This window comes from Streptomyces sp. NBC_01298 (assembly GCF_035978755.1).
In the GTDB taxonomy this organism is placed as follows: domain Bacteria; phylum Actinomycetota; class Actinomycetes; order Streptomycetales; family Streptomycetaceae; genus Streptomyces.
In genome coordinates this window covers 2,008,527-2,021,823 of the sequence record NZ_CP108414.1, presented here as the reverse complement: position 1 = coordinate 2,021,823, position 13,297 = coordinate 2,008,527, and the positions used below count along the sequence as shown (strand labels likewise).

Annotated in this window: 8 protein-coding genes; 5 read left to right on the top strand and 3 right to left on the bottom strand. The window is 74.1% G+C overall.

The window, feature by feature from the left end:
• On the bottom strand, positions 1-894 hold the full coding sequence (locus OG730_RS09145) for a heavy metal-binding domain-containing protein (protein WP_327303763.1): 894 nt from the start codon (positions 892-894) through the stop codon (positions 1-3).
• Between the two features lie 111 nt (positions 895-1,005).
• Here OG730_RS09145 and OG730_RS09140 point away from each other — a divergent pair, with 111 nt between their 5' ends.
• Positions 1,006-1,383, top strand: a complete 378-nt coding sequence (locus tag OG730_RS09140; protein WP_327303762.1) for a VOC family protein — start codon at positions 1,006-1,008, stop codon at positions 1,381-1,383.
• 42 nt (positions 1,384-1,425) lie between these two features.
• Here OG730_RS09140 and OG730_RS09135 read toward each other — a convergent pair whose 3' ends face one another.
• The gene (locus OG730_RS09135; RefSeq protein ID WP_327303761.1) at positions 1,426-3,747 is read right to left on the bottom strand and encodes an immune inhibitor A domain-containing protein; all 2,322 of its coding nucleotides are present in this window, start codon (positions 3,745-3,747) and stop codon (positions 1,426-1,428) included.
• 259 nt (positions 3,748-4,006) lie between these two features.
• On the opposite strand from OG730_RS09135, the gene OG730_RS09130 reads away from it, so the two are divergent.
• From OG730_RS09130 to OG730_RS09115, 4 genes are all read left to right on the top strand, one after another.
• The gene (locus tag OG730_RS09130; RefSeq protein WP_327303760.1) at positions 4,007-5,326 is read left to right on the top strand and encodes a hypothetical protein; all 1,320 of its coding nucleotides are present in this window, start codon (positions 4,007-4,009) and stop codon (positions 5,324-5,326) included.
• Complete coding sequence (locus tag OG730_RS09125; protein ID WP_327303759.1) at positions 5,323-7,551, top strand: VMAP-C domain-containing protein; 2,229 nt, start codon at positions 5,323-5,325, stop codon at positions 7,549-7,551. The genes OG730_RS09130 and OG730_RS09125 overlap by 4 nt, the downstream gene beginning before the upstream one ends.
• Before the next feature lie 100 nt (positions 7,552-7,651).
• Positions 7,652-8,734: an AAA family ATPase gene (locus tag OG730_RS09120; RefSeq protein WP_327303758.1), complete on the top strand. Its 1,083-nt coding sequence runs from the start codon at positions 7,652-7,654 to the stop codon at positions 8,732-8,734.
• Positions 8,731-12,411, top strand: a complete 3,681-nt coding sequence (locus tag OG730_RS09115) for an SAV_2336 N-terminal domain-related protein (protein ID WP_327303757.1) — start codon at positions 8,731-8,733, stop codon at positions 12,409-12,411. Before OG730_RS09120 ends, OG730_RS09115 begins: the two co-directional genes overlap by 4 nt.
• Positions 12,412-12,421: 10 nt before the next feature.
• Here OG730_RS09115 and OG730_RS09110 read toward each other — a convergent pair whose 3' ends face one another.
• The gene (locus OG730_RS09110; protein ID WP_327303756.1) at positions 12,422-13,186 is read right to left on the bottom strand and encodes a methyltransferase domain-containing protein; all 765 of its coding nucleotides are present in this window, start codon (positions 13,184-13,186) and stop codon (positions 12,422-12,424) included.
• Positions 13,187-13,297 lie beyond the last annotated feature (111 nt).

The following is a 13,297-nucleotide window of genomic DNA, read 5'->3' as shown; positions in this document are numbered from 1 at the left end:
TCAGTGCTCGCGTTCCAGTCGCATGATGGTCAGTGGTCCGTGTCCGGCGGGCCGCTCGGAGCGGCCGAACCGGGCGACGGCGGTGCCGACGAAGGCCGCCTCCGCCACGAGATCGCGCACGTTCCCGAAGGACGGGCACTCGTTCTCGCGCATCCGGAGTCCGATGTCGTCCACCACCACCCCGTCGCCGCCGTGCCGGGCGGCGTCGTCGGCCAGGTTCTCCCGGGCCTTGCGGCGTACTTGGCCGACCAGTTGCGTGTATCCGTCGACCTCCTGGTTCCCGGTGGCCCAGCGGGTCCGGCGGGAGGCGCGCCAGTCGTCGTGGCGGGTGTCGATCGCGATGCCGAAGGCCAGTGCGGTGGGAATCCATCCGGAGTGCACGAGCCGCGCGAAGTCCTGCCCGCGCAGGTGCGAGGTGAAGGGCTCGCGCGGGCGGATGCGCGAGCGGGCCCGGACCGCGGTGCCGAGGACCGTGAACTGCACGGTCGGCGTCGTGTACTCGGTGGTCCGCGCTCCGAAGTCCTCGACCCGCAGATCCACCCCGACGATCCCGTCCCCACCGAGCGCGCGGCACTGCGCCACCGCCCGGGAGAGTGCCAGCCGGCGGCCCGTGTACAGCGTCCGCTGCAACGGGGAGGCGGAGGCGGTCCAGGCGGAGGAGGGGGTCTTCACGCCGTCCGTGGCCGTCCAGGCGCCCGGGCAGCCCCCGAGGCCCGTGTCCCCGATGGCGAAGACGGCCGCACCGAGAACCTGGCCGACCGGCTCGAACCCGACGCCCCGGACCGCCGTGAACTCCTGTACGGACAGGGCCGCGTCCCGACCGCCGCCGGAACGGGGCCGCGCGGTCCCGCCGTCAGGCACTCGCGGCAGGCCGGTGTTTCCCCGCTGTGTCATCGGATCCCGTACCGCCCGCCCCCTCGGCCCGCCGTGCGGATCACAGCACGCCCCCGCGGGCAGCGTATGTCATGTGACCCGTGGTCCACCGGACGGCCTAGGATCGATCGCATGATCGCCGAGCTGCAGTGCGTGGTGCTGGACTGCCCCGACCCGGCGGCGCTGGCCGCGTTCTACCAGAGCCTGGCCGGCGGCGAGGTCAACCGTCCCGACCGGCGCTGGGCCACCGACGCCACCTGGGCGACCCTGCACCTGCCCGCCGGTGCGGTCCTCGCGTTCCAGTACGCCGAGGACCACCGGCCACCCCGTTGGCCGGACCCGGCCCGGCCCCAGCAGATCCACCTCGACTTCGCCGTCGCGGACCTGGACCCGGCGCACGCGGAGGTCCTGGCCCGCGGAGCCACCCTGCTGGACGGGGACCGGGCGGGAGAGGGCTGGCGGGTCTACGCCGATCCGGCCGGGCACCCGTTCTGTCTGGTGCGCCACTGACCGGCGGTCCCCGCCGCCCTCCCCCCGCTCAGCCCCGGCAGGTCACTTCGACGGGCTGAGCTGCACCGTCGTCAGGGCCCCGCCCGCGGCCTCCTTCACCACCGTGATCCGGGTCCCGGTGTCCGGCACCTTGACCCCGAGCTGCGGCAGCGCCGCGTTCCAGTACGACCCGTGTCGGTCGTCGAAGACCGGTACGCCGCTCCGGGCCGGGATCACGGTCGCCGCGCCCGCCTTGTGCAGGACGATCCGGTCGCTCTTCCCGAGCGAGAAGGGCGCGTCGAAGGTCTGCGCCCGTGCGTTCAGCAGCGTGCCGTCCGCGTTCGTCAGGGGATCCGGCCGGGAGTCGACGGGCAGCAACAGGCCGCCGCCGGGGTGCGCCTTGGTGGTGTTGTCGCTGTACGCCGTGTCCCAGAGCCAGACCAGCACGCCCTGCTGGTACGGGTAGAACTCCACCTTGTCGCCCGTGAAGCCGAAGTTGTACGGACCCGTCCGCAGCAGGCTCCCGTAGCCGGTGTAGCGGCGGTTCTCCACGAAGTACGCGCGCGGGTGCTGCTCGCTGCCCGTACGGCCTTCCGTGCGCGACCACTTGACCGCCGTCCAGCCGTTCGCGCCCTGCTCCGCCCCGTCGCGCAGCAGTACCCGGCCGTCGTCACCCGCCGTGACACGGATGTCGTCGAAGGTGACTCCCTTGCCGTGGGTGTTGCTGTCGGAGGTGACCCGCAGCCTCAACTGGACCGAGGTGCCACTGAATTGGTTCAGCGGCACCGAGAGCTGGGTCCAGCCGGCCGAGGTGCCGGAGATTCCCTTCGCCCCGATGGGCGCGGCGTCCACCGTGCCCGGCAGTGCGGTCCAGACGGTGCCGCCGTCCGTGGAGGCCTCCACCGTCAGGTAGTCGAAGTCCTGCTCGATGTCGTACCAGGCCCGGGCGTCCAGCCGGGCCGGGGTTCCGGCCGCGACCCCCGACAGGTCGACCGTGCGCGACAGGGTGTTGTCCATGAAGTCACCCGTACCGCTCCACCACTGGCTGCCGCCCTCGTACGGGTCGACCAGGTCGGTCGTGGTCGAGGACGGCGGCAGGTGCACCAACAGCGCCTGCGGATCCTCGGTGTTGTAGCCGGACACCCCGAGCGTGGCGCGCGTGGTGCGGCCCGCGTCGGCCTCCGTGTACTGGAGCCAGCCCAGCTGCAGCTTGCTCCAGGGGTCGAGGTCGCCCGGGAACTCGCCGGTGGAGTTGCGGCCCCTGCCCAGGTAGGACGCCGAGGACATCAGCGACCAGAAGTTGACGCTGTTGTCCCCGTCGGAGCTGTACAGGTCCGGCAGGCCCAGGTCGTGCCCGAACTCGTGCGCGAAGAGGCCCGCGCCGCTGTTCTCGCCGCCGGTCAGGTAGTCCCCGGCCCAGATGCCGGTGTCGCCGACCGGGGTGCCGCCCGCCTTGTTGCCCGCCGGGCCCGCGCTGCCGGCCTGGTTCCAGTAGGCGAACCAGCGGTGCGCCCACACGGCGTCCTTGCCCTGCGCGCCGCCGCCCCAGGTGCCGTCCTTGCCCGCGTGGACGACGACGAGGTGGTCGAGGTAGCCGTCCGGTTCGTCGAAGTCGCCGTCGTGGTCGGCGTCGTAGCGGTCCCACACGTCGTACTCGGCGAGCTGTGCCTTGATCTGTTCGGCCGTACGGCCCTTGGCGCGCTCGGAGGCGTACCAGGAGTTCGTGGCATCCCGGATCATGTCCCAGTTGGTCCGGCACTGGCCGGACTCCGAGCAGTTGTCGGTGCCGTAACGGGCTTCGTTCCAGGGGAGTTTGACCCAGTCCGTCACCGTGCCGTCCATGTCGTACCGGCCGGATGACTGAAGCCGGTAGTAGGCGCGCAGGGACGCCGACCGCGGATCGGTGGAGAAGAACTGCTTCTCGTAGAAGGACCGGTCGAAGTCCTTGCGCCACAGGGTGTGGTTGTCGTCCGCGGCCGGCTTGCCGATGGTGTTGTGCGCCGGGCCCGGGGTGCCGCCGAAGCGCGGCTTGCCCTCGAACTCGGTGGTGTTGTCCACCTGGTCGCCGAACTCGGCGAGGATCACGAAGACCTTGTCCTTGCGCTCCTGGGCCAGTTCGACGTACCGCTTGCCGACCTTGGCCTGCCGGGGCAGCGTGCCGTCGGCCTCGGCGTGCAGCCCGCCGGGGCGGCCCGAGGCCACCTCCTCGAGGGCCTGGCGGCGCAGGGCCTGGCGCTGGAGCTCCAGGGGCGCGGGCGGCGGGGCGGCGGCCTGCGGCTGCTCGGCTTGCTGCCGGCCGGCGGGCGTCGGGGCGGGCGGGGCCGGGGAGGCGGTGGCGGCTAGCGCGGGGGCGGCGAGGAGGGCGAGTGATATCGCCGCTCCCACCGCAGCGAGTCTGCGCAACGTAGCTGACCTTTCTGGAGGTTCCGGTCGGTCGGGGGCTGCCGGAGCGGGAGTAATATTTCACATGTGACAGGTGATTGATAGGTGTGGGGGAGGGGGACCTCCGGTGCGCCCGGGGCGCGTGCCAGGGCCGCACCGGGTGCTTGCAATGGCCATCCGAACCGCACGTTCCGGGGGTCCCGTCCGCCGTGCGGCGCTATCGTGCCGAGCGGGGACGACGGTGCGAGGGGGCGGAGCCGCGATGCGATTTCTGTTTGTGCACGGCACGGGGGTGCGGCGCGAGCGGCACGACACGCTCTTCGCCCTGGTCCGGGACCGGTTGACCACCCGGTTCCCCGGCGCCGTCGTCGACTCCTGCTTCTGGGGCGAGCGGTACGGGGCCACTCTGAGCGCCCAGGGACGGTCGGTGCCCGGACTGGGCGCCCCCGGCGCGGCCCCCGGCGCCGACGAGGAGGAGGTCGCCGAGTGGGGGCTGCTGGTCGCCGACCCGCTCTGCGAGCTGCGGGTCCTGGCGGAAGCCGGCTGGGACACCGGATCCGACGGCGGGCCCGGGGACGACCTCGGCGCCGCCTTGGGCGCTGACTTCGACGGTGGCCTGGACGGTGACTTCGACGGGGGTGACCCCTTCGCCATGCCCGGAGTGCGGTCCGCGGGCGAGCGCGTGCTGGAGCTGCTCGCCGAGGTCCCCGGGGGCCGGGGCGGCGGCGAACAGGGCAGCGGCGAACAGGCCGCGCTGCTGCTCGGCACCGGCCTCGCCGCCGGATTCCCCGCCGCACTGGAGAGCGTCTCCCGCTCCGCCGAGGCCGCCCGCGCCGGTGGCCGGGCCACCAGTGAGCCCCAGGCCCGCGAGCTGGCCAAGGTCCTGGCCCGCGCGGTGACCGCCGCCGCCCTCGCCTCGGCCGGAGCCGAGGCCGACTGCACCGGAACCGAACGCGACCGCCTCGTCGAGCTGATCACCGCCCGCCTCGGTGGCGACGCCCGGGTCCCCGGCGCCCGGGCCGCCGCCGTCCTCGGCCGGCTCGCCATGCGCGTCACCACCCAGCCGCTGCTCAACGCCTGGCGCGGCTCCCTCACCGTCGGAGCCACCCCCGCCCTCGGCGACATCCTGCGCTACCAGGCCCGGGGCGCCGACCTGCGCGCCTTCCTGCGTGAGCGGATCACCGCCGAGCCGGGGCCGACCGTGCTCATCGGCCACAGCCTCGGCGGCATCGCCCTGGTGGACCTCCTCGCCCTCGCGGCCGCCCGCGGCGAGCCGGTGCCCGGGGTCGAACTGCTCGTCACCGTCGGCTCGCAGGCGCCCTTCCTCTACGAACTCGGGGCGCTGGCCGGGGTGGTACCGGGCAGCAAGCTCCCGTACGGCTTCCCGAGCTGGCTCAACGTCTACGACCGCCAGGACGTGCTCTCGTACCTCGCCGAGCCCGTCTTCCCCGGCGACCCGCGCGTCAGCGACCAGGAGATCGGCAGCCGTCAGCCCTTCCCGGCCTGTCACAGCGCCTACTGGAAACAGGACTCGCTCTACGCACGCATCGAACGGGCGGTGGCCGAAGCGGAGATCGGGTGAACCCCCTGGGCCTCCTGCCCCCCGACCTGGGGCCGCGCACCTTCGCGCTCGTCGCCGGGGTCGAGAGGTACGAGATCAGCCGTCACTGGAACCTGCGCGGCCCGGCCCGCGACGCCCTGCGCTTCGCCCGCTGGCTCACCGGCCCCGGAGGGGTGCCGCCGGCCCACGTGCGGCTGCTGCTGTCCGCGCTCGACGACCCGGAGGCCCTCGACTGGTCCGGTTCGGCCGGGCTGGCGGCCCTGCGCGGCACGCACCGCCCGGCGACCGAGGCGAACGTGAAATCGGTGCTCTTCGAGGAACTACCGTCGTGCGAAGGAGACTTGCTGCTCGTCTTCTGGGCCGGACACGGCTATACGGAACCGCGCCGCGGCGAACTGATGCTGCCATCCGCGGACGCCCGGCCCGGCCAGATCCGCCACCTCAACCTCGACTCCGCGCTGCGCTGGTGGCGCACCAACCTCGTCAAGCACGAACTCTTCCGCTACCAGGCCGCCTTGGTGGACGCCTGCCGGGTCGACGCGCCCCGCGACGCCCGATGGAACTTCGGGACCAGCGACTACGGCGGCGGCGCCACCGTCCCCGGACGGCGCCAGTTCCGGCTGTACGCCTCCCGCGAGGGCGAGGCCGCGAAGAACGACGCAGAACGCGGCGCCGGCCGCTTCACCGAGGAACTCCTCGCCGAACTCGCCGAACGCACGGTGCGCGAGGCCGTCTCCGGTCTCTCCGACACCGCCCGCTCCATCCACCACACCTTCCTGGGCCTGCGCGAACGCGGCGAAGGCTGGCAGCTCCCGCAGTTCGTCGTGGACCGGGACTGGGACGCCTCCTCCTTCCTCGACTTCCCCGCTGACGGAGTGCCCGGGCCGGCGCCGCCGCGCGCGGACCGCCTCGACCAGAGCGCCTGGGACGGGCTCGGCGAACTCTTCGAGGACCGCGACCTGCCGCGCTGCGCCTACGAGGCGTACCTGTGGGCGTTCCGGGCGGCCGGCTGCGCGGCCCCCGCGCGGGGCGGCCTGCCCGGTGACACCCTGCTGGAGGTGGCCCAGGACCTCGACGAGCGCCACGGCGGGCCCGGCGGGATGCCGCTGGCGGTGCCCTTCGTACGGTTCCTCGGGGAACAGGGGGCGGCGGGAGACGAGCGGTGGGCGGCCCGGGTGCGCGACTGGGTGCGCGCCACCCGCGAGCGCCTCGGCCTGCCCGCGCTGCCGCCCCCGCCCCCGCCGCCGCGCAAGACGGTCCTGCACGTGCGCCTGGAGACGCCGCCGGGCGGTGAGGACGGGTTCCGTGCCCGGATGTGGCTGCGGCGGGAGACGACCGAGCACATCTGGGAATCGGAGGGGGCGCCGGTCCGGCTGGAGGCGGTGCGGGACGCGCTCATACGGCAACTCGCATTGGTCGGGAAGGCGTTGGGCGCCGACGCGGAGGCCGGGCGGCTGTCCGGAGCGGTGGAGCGGATCGAGTTCCACGTGCCGTACGAGCTGCTGGCCCTCGACTTCGACCAGTGGCCGGTCCCGCGCGGCCCGGGCGGGCGGACCCGGCCCCTGGGGGCGCTCTACCAGGTGGTGGTGCGCTGCCCGCAGGAACGCGAGGACACCGGCGCCGAATGGCGGGGCAAATGGCGCTGGTTGTGGTCCCAGGGCGGCCGGCACCCGGACGCGGTCCGTGTGGTGGCCGACGCGGACGCGGACGACGGGCTCGGCATGGAACTGGGCGCGGGACCGGCGCCCGCGTGCGTCCTGGCGCACACCCGGGCCGGGGCGCGGACCTCGGCGGTGGTGGAGGCGGTGCTGGAGGGCGGTGTCCCGGTGGCTCTCTGGCACCGCGGCCCCGCGTCCGGGTCCGGGTCGGGGTCGGGGTCCGCGTCGGCGTCCGTGTCCGGCCCCGCGTCCCCGCCCGCGGGCGCGGACCGGACCCGGTCGCCGCGGGCCGGCTCCGGCCGGGGCGCGGAGCCGGGGGTGGTCGGCTTCGCGTACGCCGGCCCGGGCGGGTCCGCGGGCGACCTGCTCGATCTGCTGGTGCCGCCCGGCGAGGACGGGCAGCCGCCCGATCCCGGCGCACTCGACGTGCTCGCCCTGCCCGCCCGCGTGCGCGCGGTGCGCAGGGCGGCGGCCGTCGCGGGCGCGGGCGCCCCCGGCGGCGATCGCCGACAGCCTTTGGGGGGAGACCGGTTGGTCCTCTTGTGGGACGATCCCGACGACACCCTCACCCTCCGGTCCCTGGCTTGAACCCGCGCCCGATGAAGATCCTGATCCCGCGCCCGCCCCCCGACTTCGCATCCGCACCGATCCCGATGACCGCTCGCGGCGACGGCCCGCGACACCCACGATGGAGGCAGAGGCTGTGGTGAAGGACTGGTGGCTGTACCAAGGGACCGGCGGGGCCGCCGAACGCCGGGCCAGGCTGGAGGCCGGACCGCCGCCGCCCTGGCGGGACTTCAAGGGCGTCCCCGACCCGGGGTACGCGCCACCCGGCTGCGCGGGGCCGGCCTGGGAGCGGACCTGGCGGCGCGGCGAGGGCTACGTCCCCGACGAGCTGGAGAAGGACGTGGTCAACACGGCCCTGCACCTGCGCCGGCCGCTCCTGATCACCGGAAAACCGGGTGTCGGCAAGTCCACGCTCGCCTCCAGCATCGCCGCCGACCTGGGCCTCGGCCCCGTACTGCACTGGCCCGTCACGAGCAGGACCGTCCTGCGCGACGGCCTGTACCTGTACGACGCGATCGGACGGCTCCAGGAGGCGGGGCTGGAGCAGCTGCGCACCCCCGGCGCCGAGCCGCCCGCGGCCCGCGACCGGACTCCGTCCTTCGCCGAAGGCGGCCCGTCCATCGCCCGCTACCTGCGCCTCGGCCCGCTCGGCACCGCGCTCCTGCCCCAGGACCGGCCCCGCGTCCTGCTCGTGGACGAGATCGACAAGAGCGACATCGACCTCCCCGGAGACCTCCTCACCGTCTTCGAGGACGGCGGCTTCGTCATCCCCGAGCTCGCCCGGCTCGCCAAGGAGGCCCCCACCGTGGCCATCGGCACCGACGATGACACGGAGGAGGCCGTCCGGATCTCCCAAGGCCGCGTCCAGTGCCGGTACTTCCCCATCGTGGTCCTCACCAGCAACGGCGAACGCGATTTCCCGCCCGCCTTCCTGCGCCGCTGCGTACGGCTCCACCTGGACCCGCCGGGACCCGACAAGCTCGCCCGCATCGTGCGCGGCCGGCTCGGCGTCGACATCGAGAACAGCGACGAGTACCGGGACCTCGTACGGAGCTTCCTGGAGCGCGCCGAGGACGGCGACCTCGCCACCGACCAGCTCCTCAACGCCATCCAACTGCGGCTGGCCGGAGCCTGGTCCGCCCCCGGCGACCGCGAGCGCTTCCTGGCCACCGTCATGCACCACCTCACCGGGCCCTCCGCGTGATCGAGAAGCTCCTCGCCGCCCTGGCCGAAGGCGCGGAGGGCGCCGGGGACGGCGGCCCGCGCCCCGGGCTCGGGGCGGAGGAGATCGCGGACATCCTGTGGCTCGCGACCCGGGTGGACGCGGCCCCGCGCCCGGAGCCCGACGGGACGCCCCCGGCGGCCGGACCCGAACCCGCCGCGAGCGCGACGGAGCCACCCGTCCCGGCACGCGGCGGCTCCGGCGCGCCCGGAGTCCAGTACTTTCCCCCGGCCGGGCCCGCCCGCGCCCCCGGCGGCCCCGCGGACCCCGCCGCCGCACCGGCCGCGGCAGGGACCCCCGAGGGGGCGCCCGCGCCGCCCCGGCGCCGGGGCAGCGCGGTGCGGCTGCCGCGCGCCGCCACCCTCGACGACCCGCTCGCCCTGATGCGCGCCCTGCGCCCGATCGGCCGGCGCGGCATCGGCGGTCCCGGTGAGGAACTGGACGAACAGCTCACCGTCGAGCGCAGCATCGAGCGGATGGTGCTCACCCCGGTCCTGCGCCCCGCGGAGAGCCGCTGGCTGGACGTGGCCCTGGTCGTCGACTCCCACCACTCGATGCTGCTCTGGGCCGACCTGGTGGAGGAGGTGCGCGGGCTCCTCACCCGCAGCGGGGTCTTCCGCGACGTGCGGACCTGGCGGCTCACGGGCACCGGCCCCGGCGGCGTGCCCAGGGTCGCGCACCATCGCGACAGCCCGCCCCGCAACCCGCTGGAGCTGGTCGATCCGGCGGGCCGGCGGCTGATCCTCGTGCTCTCCGACACGGTGGCCGGCGGCTGGCGCGAAGCCCCCCTGCGCGCGGTGCTGCGGCAGTGGTCGGCGCACAACGCCGTGGCCGTGCTCAACGTCCTGCCCGAACGGCTCTGGACGCGCGGGGCGGTCCAGCCGGTCCCCTTCGCGGTCCGCGCGGACCGGCCCGCGGCGGCCACCCGCTCCTGGCAGCGGGTCCCGATGACCCGGCGGGCCCGCGGCGGCGGGGCGGTGATCCCGGTGGTCGGCGTCGCCTCCGGGAGCCTGGCCCGGCTGGTGCGGGTGGTGTCCGGCGACGGCCGCTGGCGGCGGCTCGCGTGCCTGCGCCTCGACGGGGAACCCGCGCGCGAAGCCTCGTACGGGACGCCGGGGACCGCGAAGTTCTTCCCGGACCCGCTGGAGGCGGTGGAGCGGTTTCGCGCGAGCGCCTCGCCGACGGCCCAGCGCCTCGCCGACCACCTGGCCGCCGTACCGCTCACCCTGCCCGTGATGACCCTCGTACGCCGCTCCCTGCTGCGGGAGTCCGAGCACGGCCACCTCGCGGAAGTGGCCCTGGGCGGCCTGCTCGCCCCCTGGGACGGGGAACAGGCGCCGGAGGACGTGGAGTTCCAGTTCCTGCCGGGCGTACGGGAAGCCCTGCTCGGGTCGCAGCTGCGCGGGGACGTGGCCGCGGTACGGGAACTGGTCCGGCGGCGCGTCGGGGACTACCTGTCCCGCAACCGCGGCACCGGCCGGGACTTCACGGCGTTCCGCCTGGACCCTCGGGGTGGGGGTCGGCGCGAACTGGCCCCGGACGCGCAGCCGTTCGCCGTCACCGGGGGGCCGGTGTCGGGGCTGGCCGACCGGGTGGTGCGGGTCGGATTCGGGGTGCAGTCGGAGCCGCAGGCGGTGGGCGTGCTGTTGTCACCCCGGCTGGTCCTGACGGTCAGAGAGGCGCAGCCCGCCGGGTCGGACACCTCGGCCTGGGTCCGGGCCGAGGGGCAGGAAGTCCTCTGTCAGCGGGTTTGGGGAGACGGGGCGTCGCCCCAGGTTCTCCTGCTGCTCTCCACCGTGGACCTCGTGGATCCGGCGGACTGGAGGGACCGGGCCTGGATGGAGGGGTTCGCGGTCGCGGGTGAGAACCTCGTCGTGGACGGCGTGACCGACGAGGGCGTGGCGGTGGCGCTGACCGGTGAGGTCCTCCCCTACGAGGGGGAGCGCAACGGGGAACTGGTCCGGCTCTCCGCCGAACCGGAGGCCTGGAGCCGCCACGTGGGCTCCCCGGTCTCCCGCAACGGGATGCTGGTGGGCATCGTGCACACGGTGCTGCCGGACCGGATGGTGTTCCTGACGGGGCAGGCACTGCTGGAGCAGCGTGAATTCCTCGTGGCGGTCACCAGGGGGACGGGCGCCGGGTACGAGAGCTCCGGAATCTGCATGGCGCTGCTGCTCCACGTGGAACTGGGCCCGTCCGGCCGGTCGGCGCAGTCGGAGCTGTCCGAACTCGTCCTGCGTGCTCAGGCGGAAATCGGTGTCGGGTTCCAGATGTCCTTCTGGGAGGGCGGGGCCCTGCTGGTCCCCCTGGAGGGTCCGGGCGCCCTCGAAACGGCCGGGCTGATGCTGGCCGAGTTCCCGGGGATCCTCTCCCGGATGCGCGGGGGTTCCGGCGAATGGGAGGTGTCCTTGGCAGTGGCGCTGGCCAAGGGGCAGTTCACGCACGATGTGAGCGCCGTGCGGGGACCGGCCGCCAACGAGGCCCTGACGCTGGTCCGGCGCCCGGAGCTCCTGGAGCGGCTGCGGGGCGCTGCGACGGGATCGGTCGTCACTGTGAAAGGCGCGTCGCTGCTGGACGTCGGCGGGCTGGACTCCCTCACGGCCGAACCGCTCCGCTCGGGGGCGCAACAGGAGCCGCGCGGATGGATCTGGCTCGACCGAACCGCCGTGGTGGGGCGGGCGCTGGCCGATGCGGAGCTGAGGATCGACGACCCGGGCATCGGATGGCCGCGTTGCGGGTACGGGGGCGTGGAGACGGAGGCCGCGGGGTGCACGGGCATCCGGCTGCCGGGCGGCAGGCTCTGCCTCGCCCATGCTTCAGCCTCGGACCAGGGCGAGTACCTCGGCGGCCTGGGGCCGGGGTGGGACGTGGACCTGCGGGGAACCACCTTCGCCGACGGTCTGCTCGAACGACTGATGGCCGCGCTGCGTGACCCGGAGACGGGGCACGTACGGATGCGGCTCGCGCTGTTCGACCGGGCGCGCTTCGTCGAGGAGTGGTCCGCGGCGGGGGGAGAGTTCGAGAAGCGCGCCTCCTTCGACCGTGCCGCCTTCGAAAGCCGGGCGGTGTTCGACGCCGCTCACTTCAAGGGGGATGTCTCCTTCGGCCGGACCGACTTCCGTCGCGGCGCGACCTTCGACGCGGCGGTGTTCGACGGCGAAGCGAGGTTCGCCAGGGCGGACTTCGAGGTCAATGCCGGATTCGCGGAAGCCGAGTTCGCCCAAGGCCTCGACATGACACGGGCCGAGGTGTGGGGCAGGGCGCGGATGGGCCGGATGCGGGTGCGGGGAGCCGCCGACCTCGGGAGCACGGTCTTCCACGGCCACAGCGACTGGAAGAGCGCCACCTTCCTGGGACCCGCCTCCTTCGGGTCCGCCGTCTGGGGCTCCGACGCGGTGTTCGACCAGGTCCGCTTCGATGGCCGGACCTCCTTCGACCACGCCACCTTCTCCGGGCCCACGTTCTTCAAAGGTGCGTTCTTCGCGGACCGGGTGACCTTCGCCGGGACCGACTTCGCGGACCGGGGAGAGTTCATGAACACGACCTTCGCCGATCCCGCGGGACTCCCCGACGCGTGGCGCCCGCTCCTGCCGCCTTCGGGCGCCGCCACGTTCAGCCTGGGCGGCGCGGACGGCGGCTCCGGGACGCCGACGCCCTGAACCGGGAGGGCTACCCGCTCCGCCGGAGCAGGAAGAACAGGCTGGGTCCGAAGTTGAGGGCGGCCAGCGGGCTCTGGACGCGCTGCTCGACCGCCAGCAGGCGGTCCTCGCCGACGCTCCGCTTCAGCCGGCCGCTGCGCATGTTGGACACGGACAGCTTGTCCTCGACCCGGAGCCCGGCCTCCGTGAACTGCCGTACGACGGTGTCGGGGTGGTGGTTGACGAAGGGGATGCCCCCCTCGGCCGCCTTCTCGGCGGAGCGGATGTCCACGGGCCCGCGCGGGACGCCGCGCAGCCGCTTCGCGTAGCGCAGCTTGTTCAGCATGTGCGCGGAGTTGGCCACCTCGATCAGGGCGCGGCCGCCGGGCTTCAGGACGCGCGCGATCTCGCGCAGCGTGGGGCCCGGATCGGGAATGTGGTGCATGACGCGGATCATGGAGACCAGATCGGCCGATCCGTCGTCCAGCGGGAGGTGGCCGGGGCGCATGTGGTGCGCGGTGATGCCGGGGTGGTCTGCCAGCAGCCGTCCGGCGATGGCCACGTGCTTGGCGCTCGGGTCGCACATCATGACCCGGTCCGCGTACTCCTTGAGGACCGGGCTCAACCGCCCGAACCCGCCGCCCACTTCGCAGACGAGTCGGTAACGGCGGTCGCCGATCAGCCGTTTGACCGCGGCCAGCTCCGCCGCGTGTTCGTAGTCGCGTCCCTCCCAGTAGGCGACGTAGTCCTCCGACTCGTCGTCGTACTGGTCGCCCCGCGCTTCACCGTTGTCCATGTGCCGCCCCCCGGATGTGCGTGTGTGGGGCATCATCCCGGCGGCTTCCGGGGGGAGGCAACGGCTCCGGCGTGTGGATGCCGTGCGGATTCCCGGGTGCGGGGCCTGGCG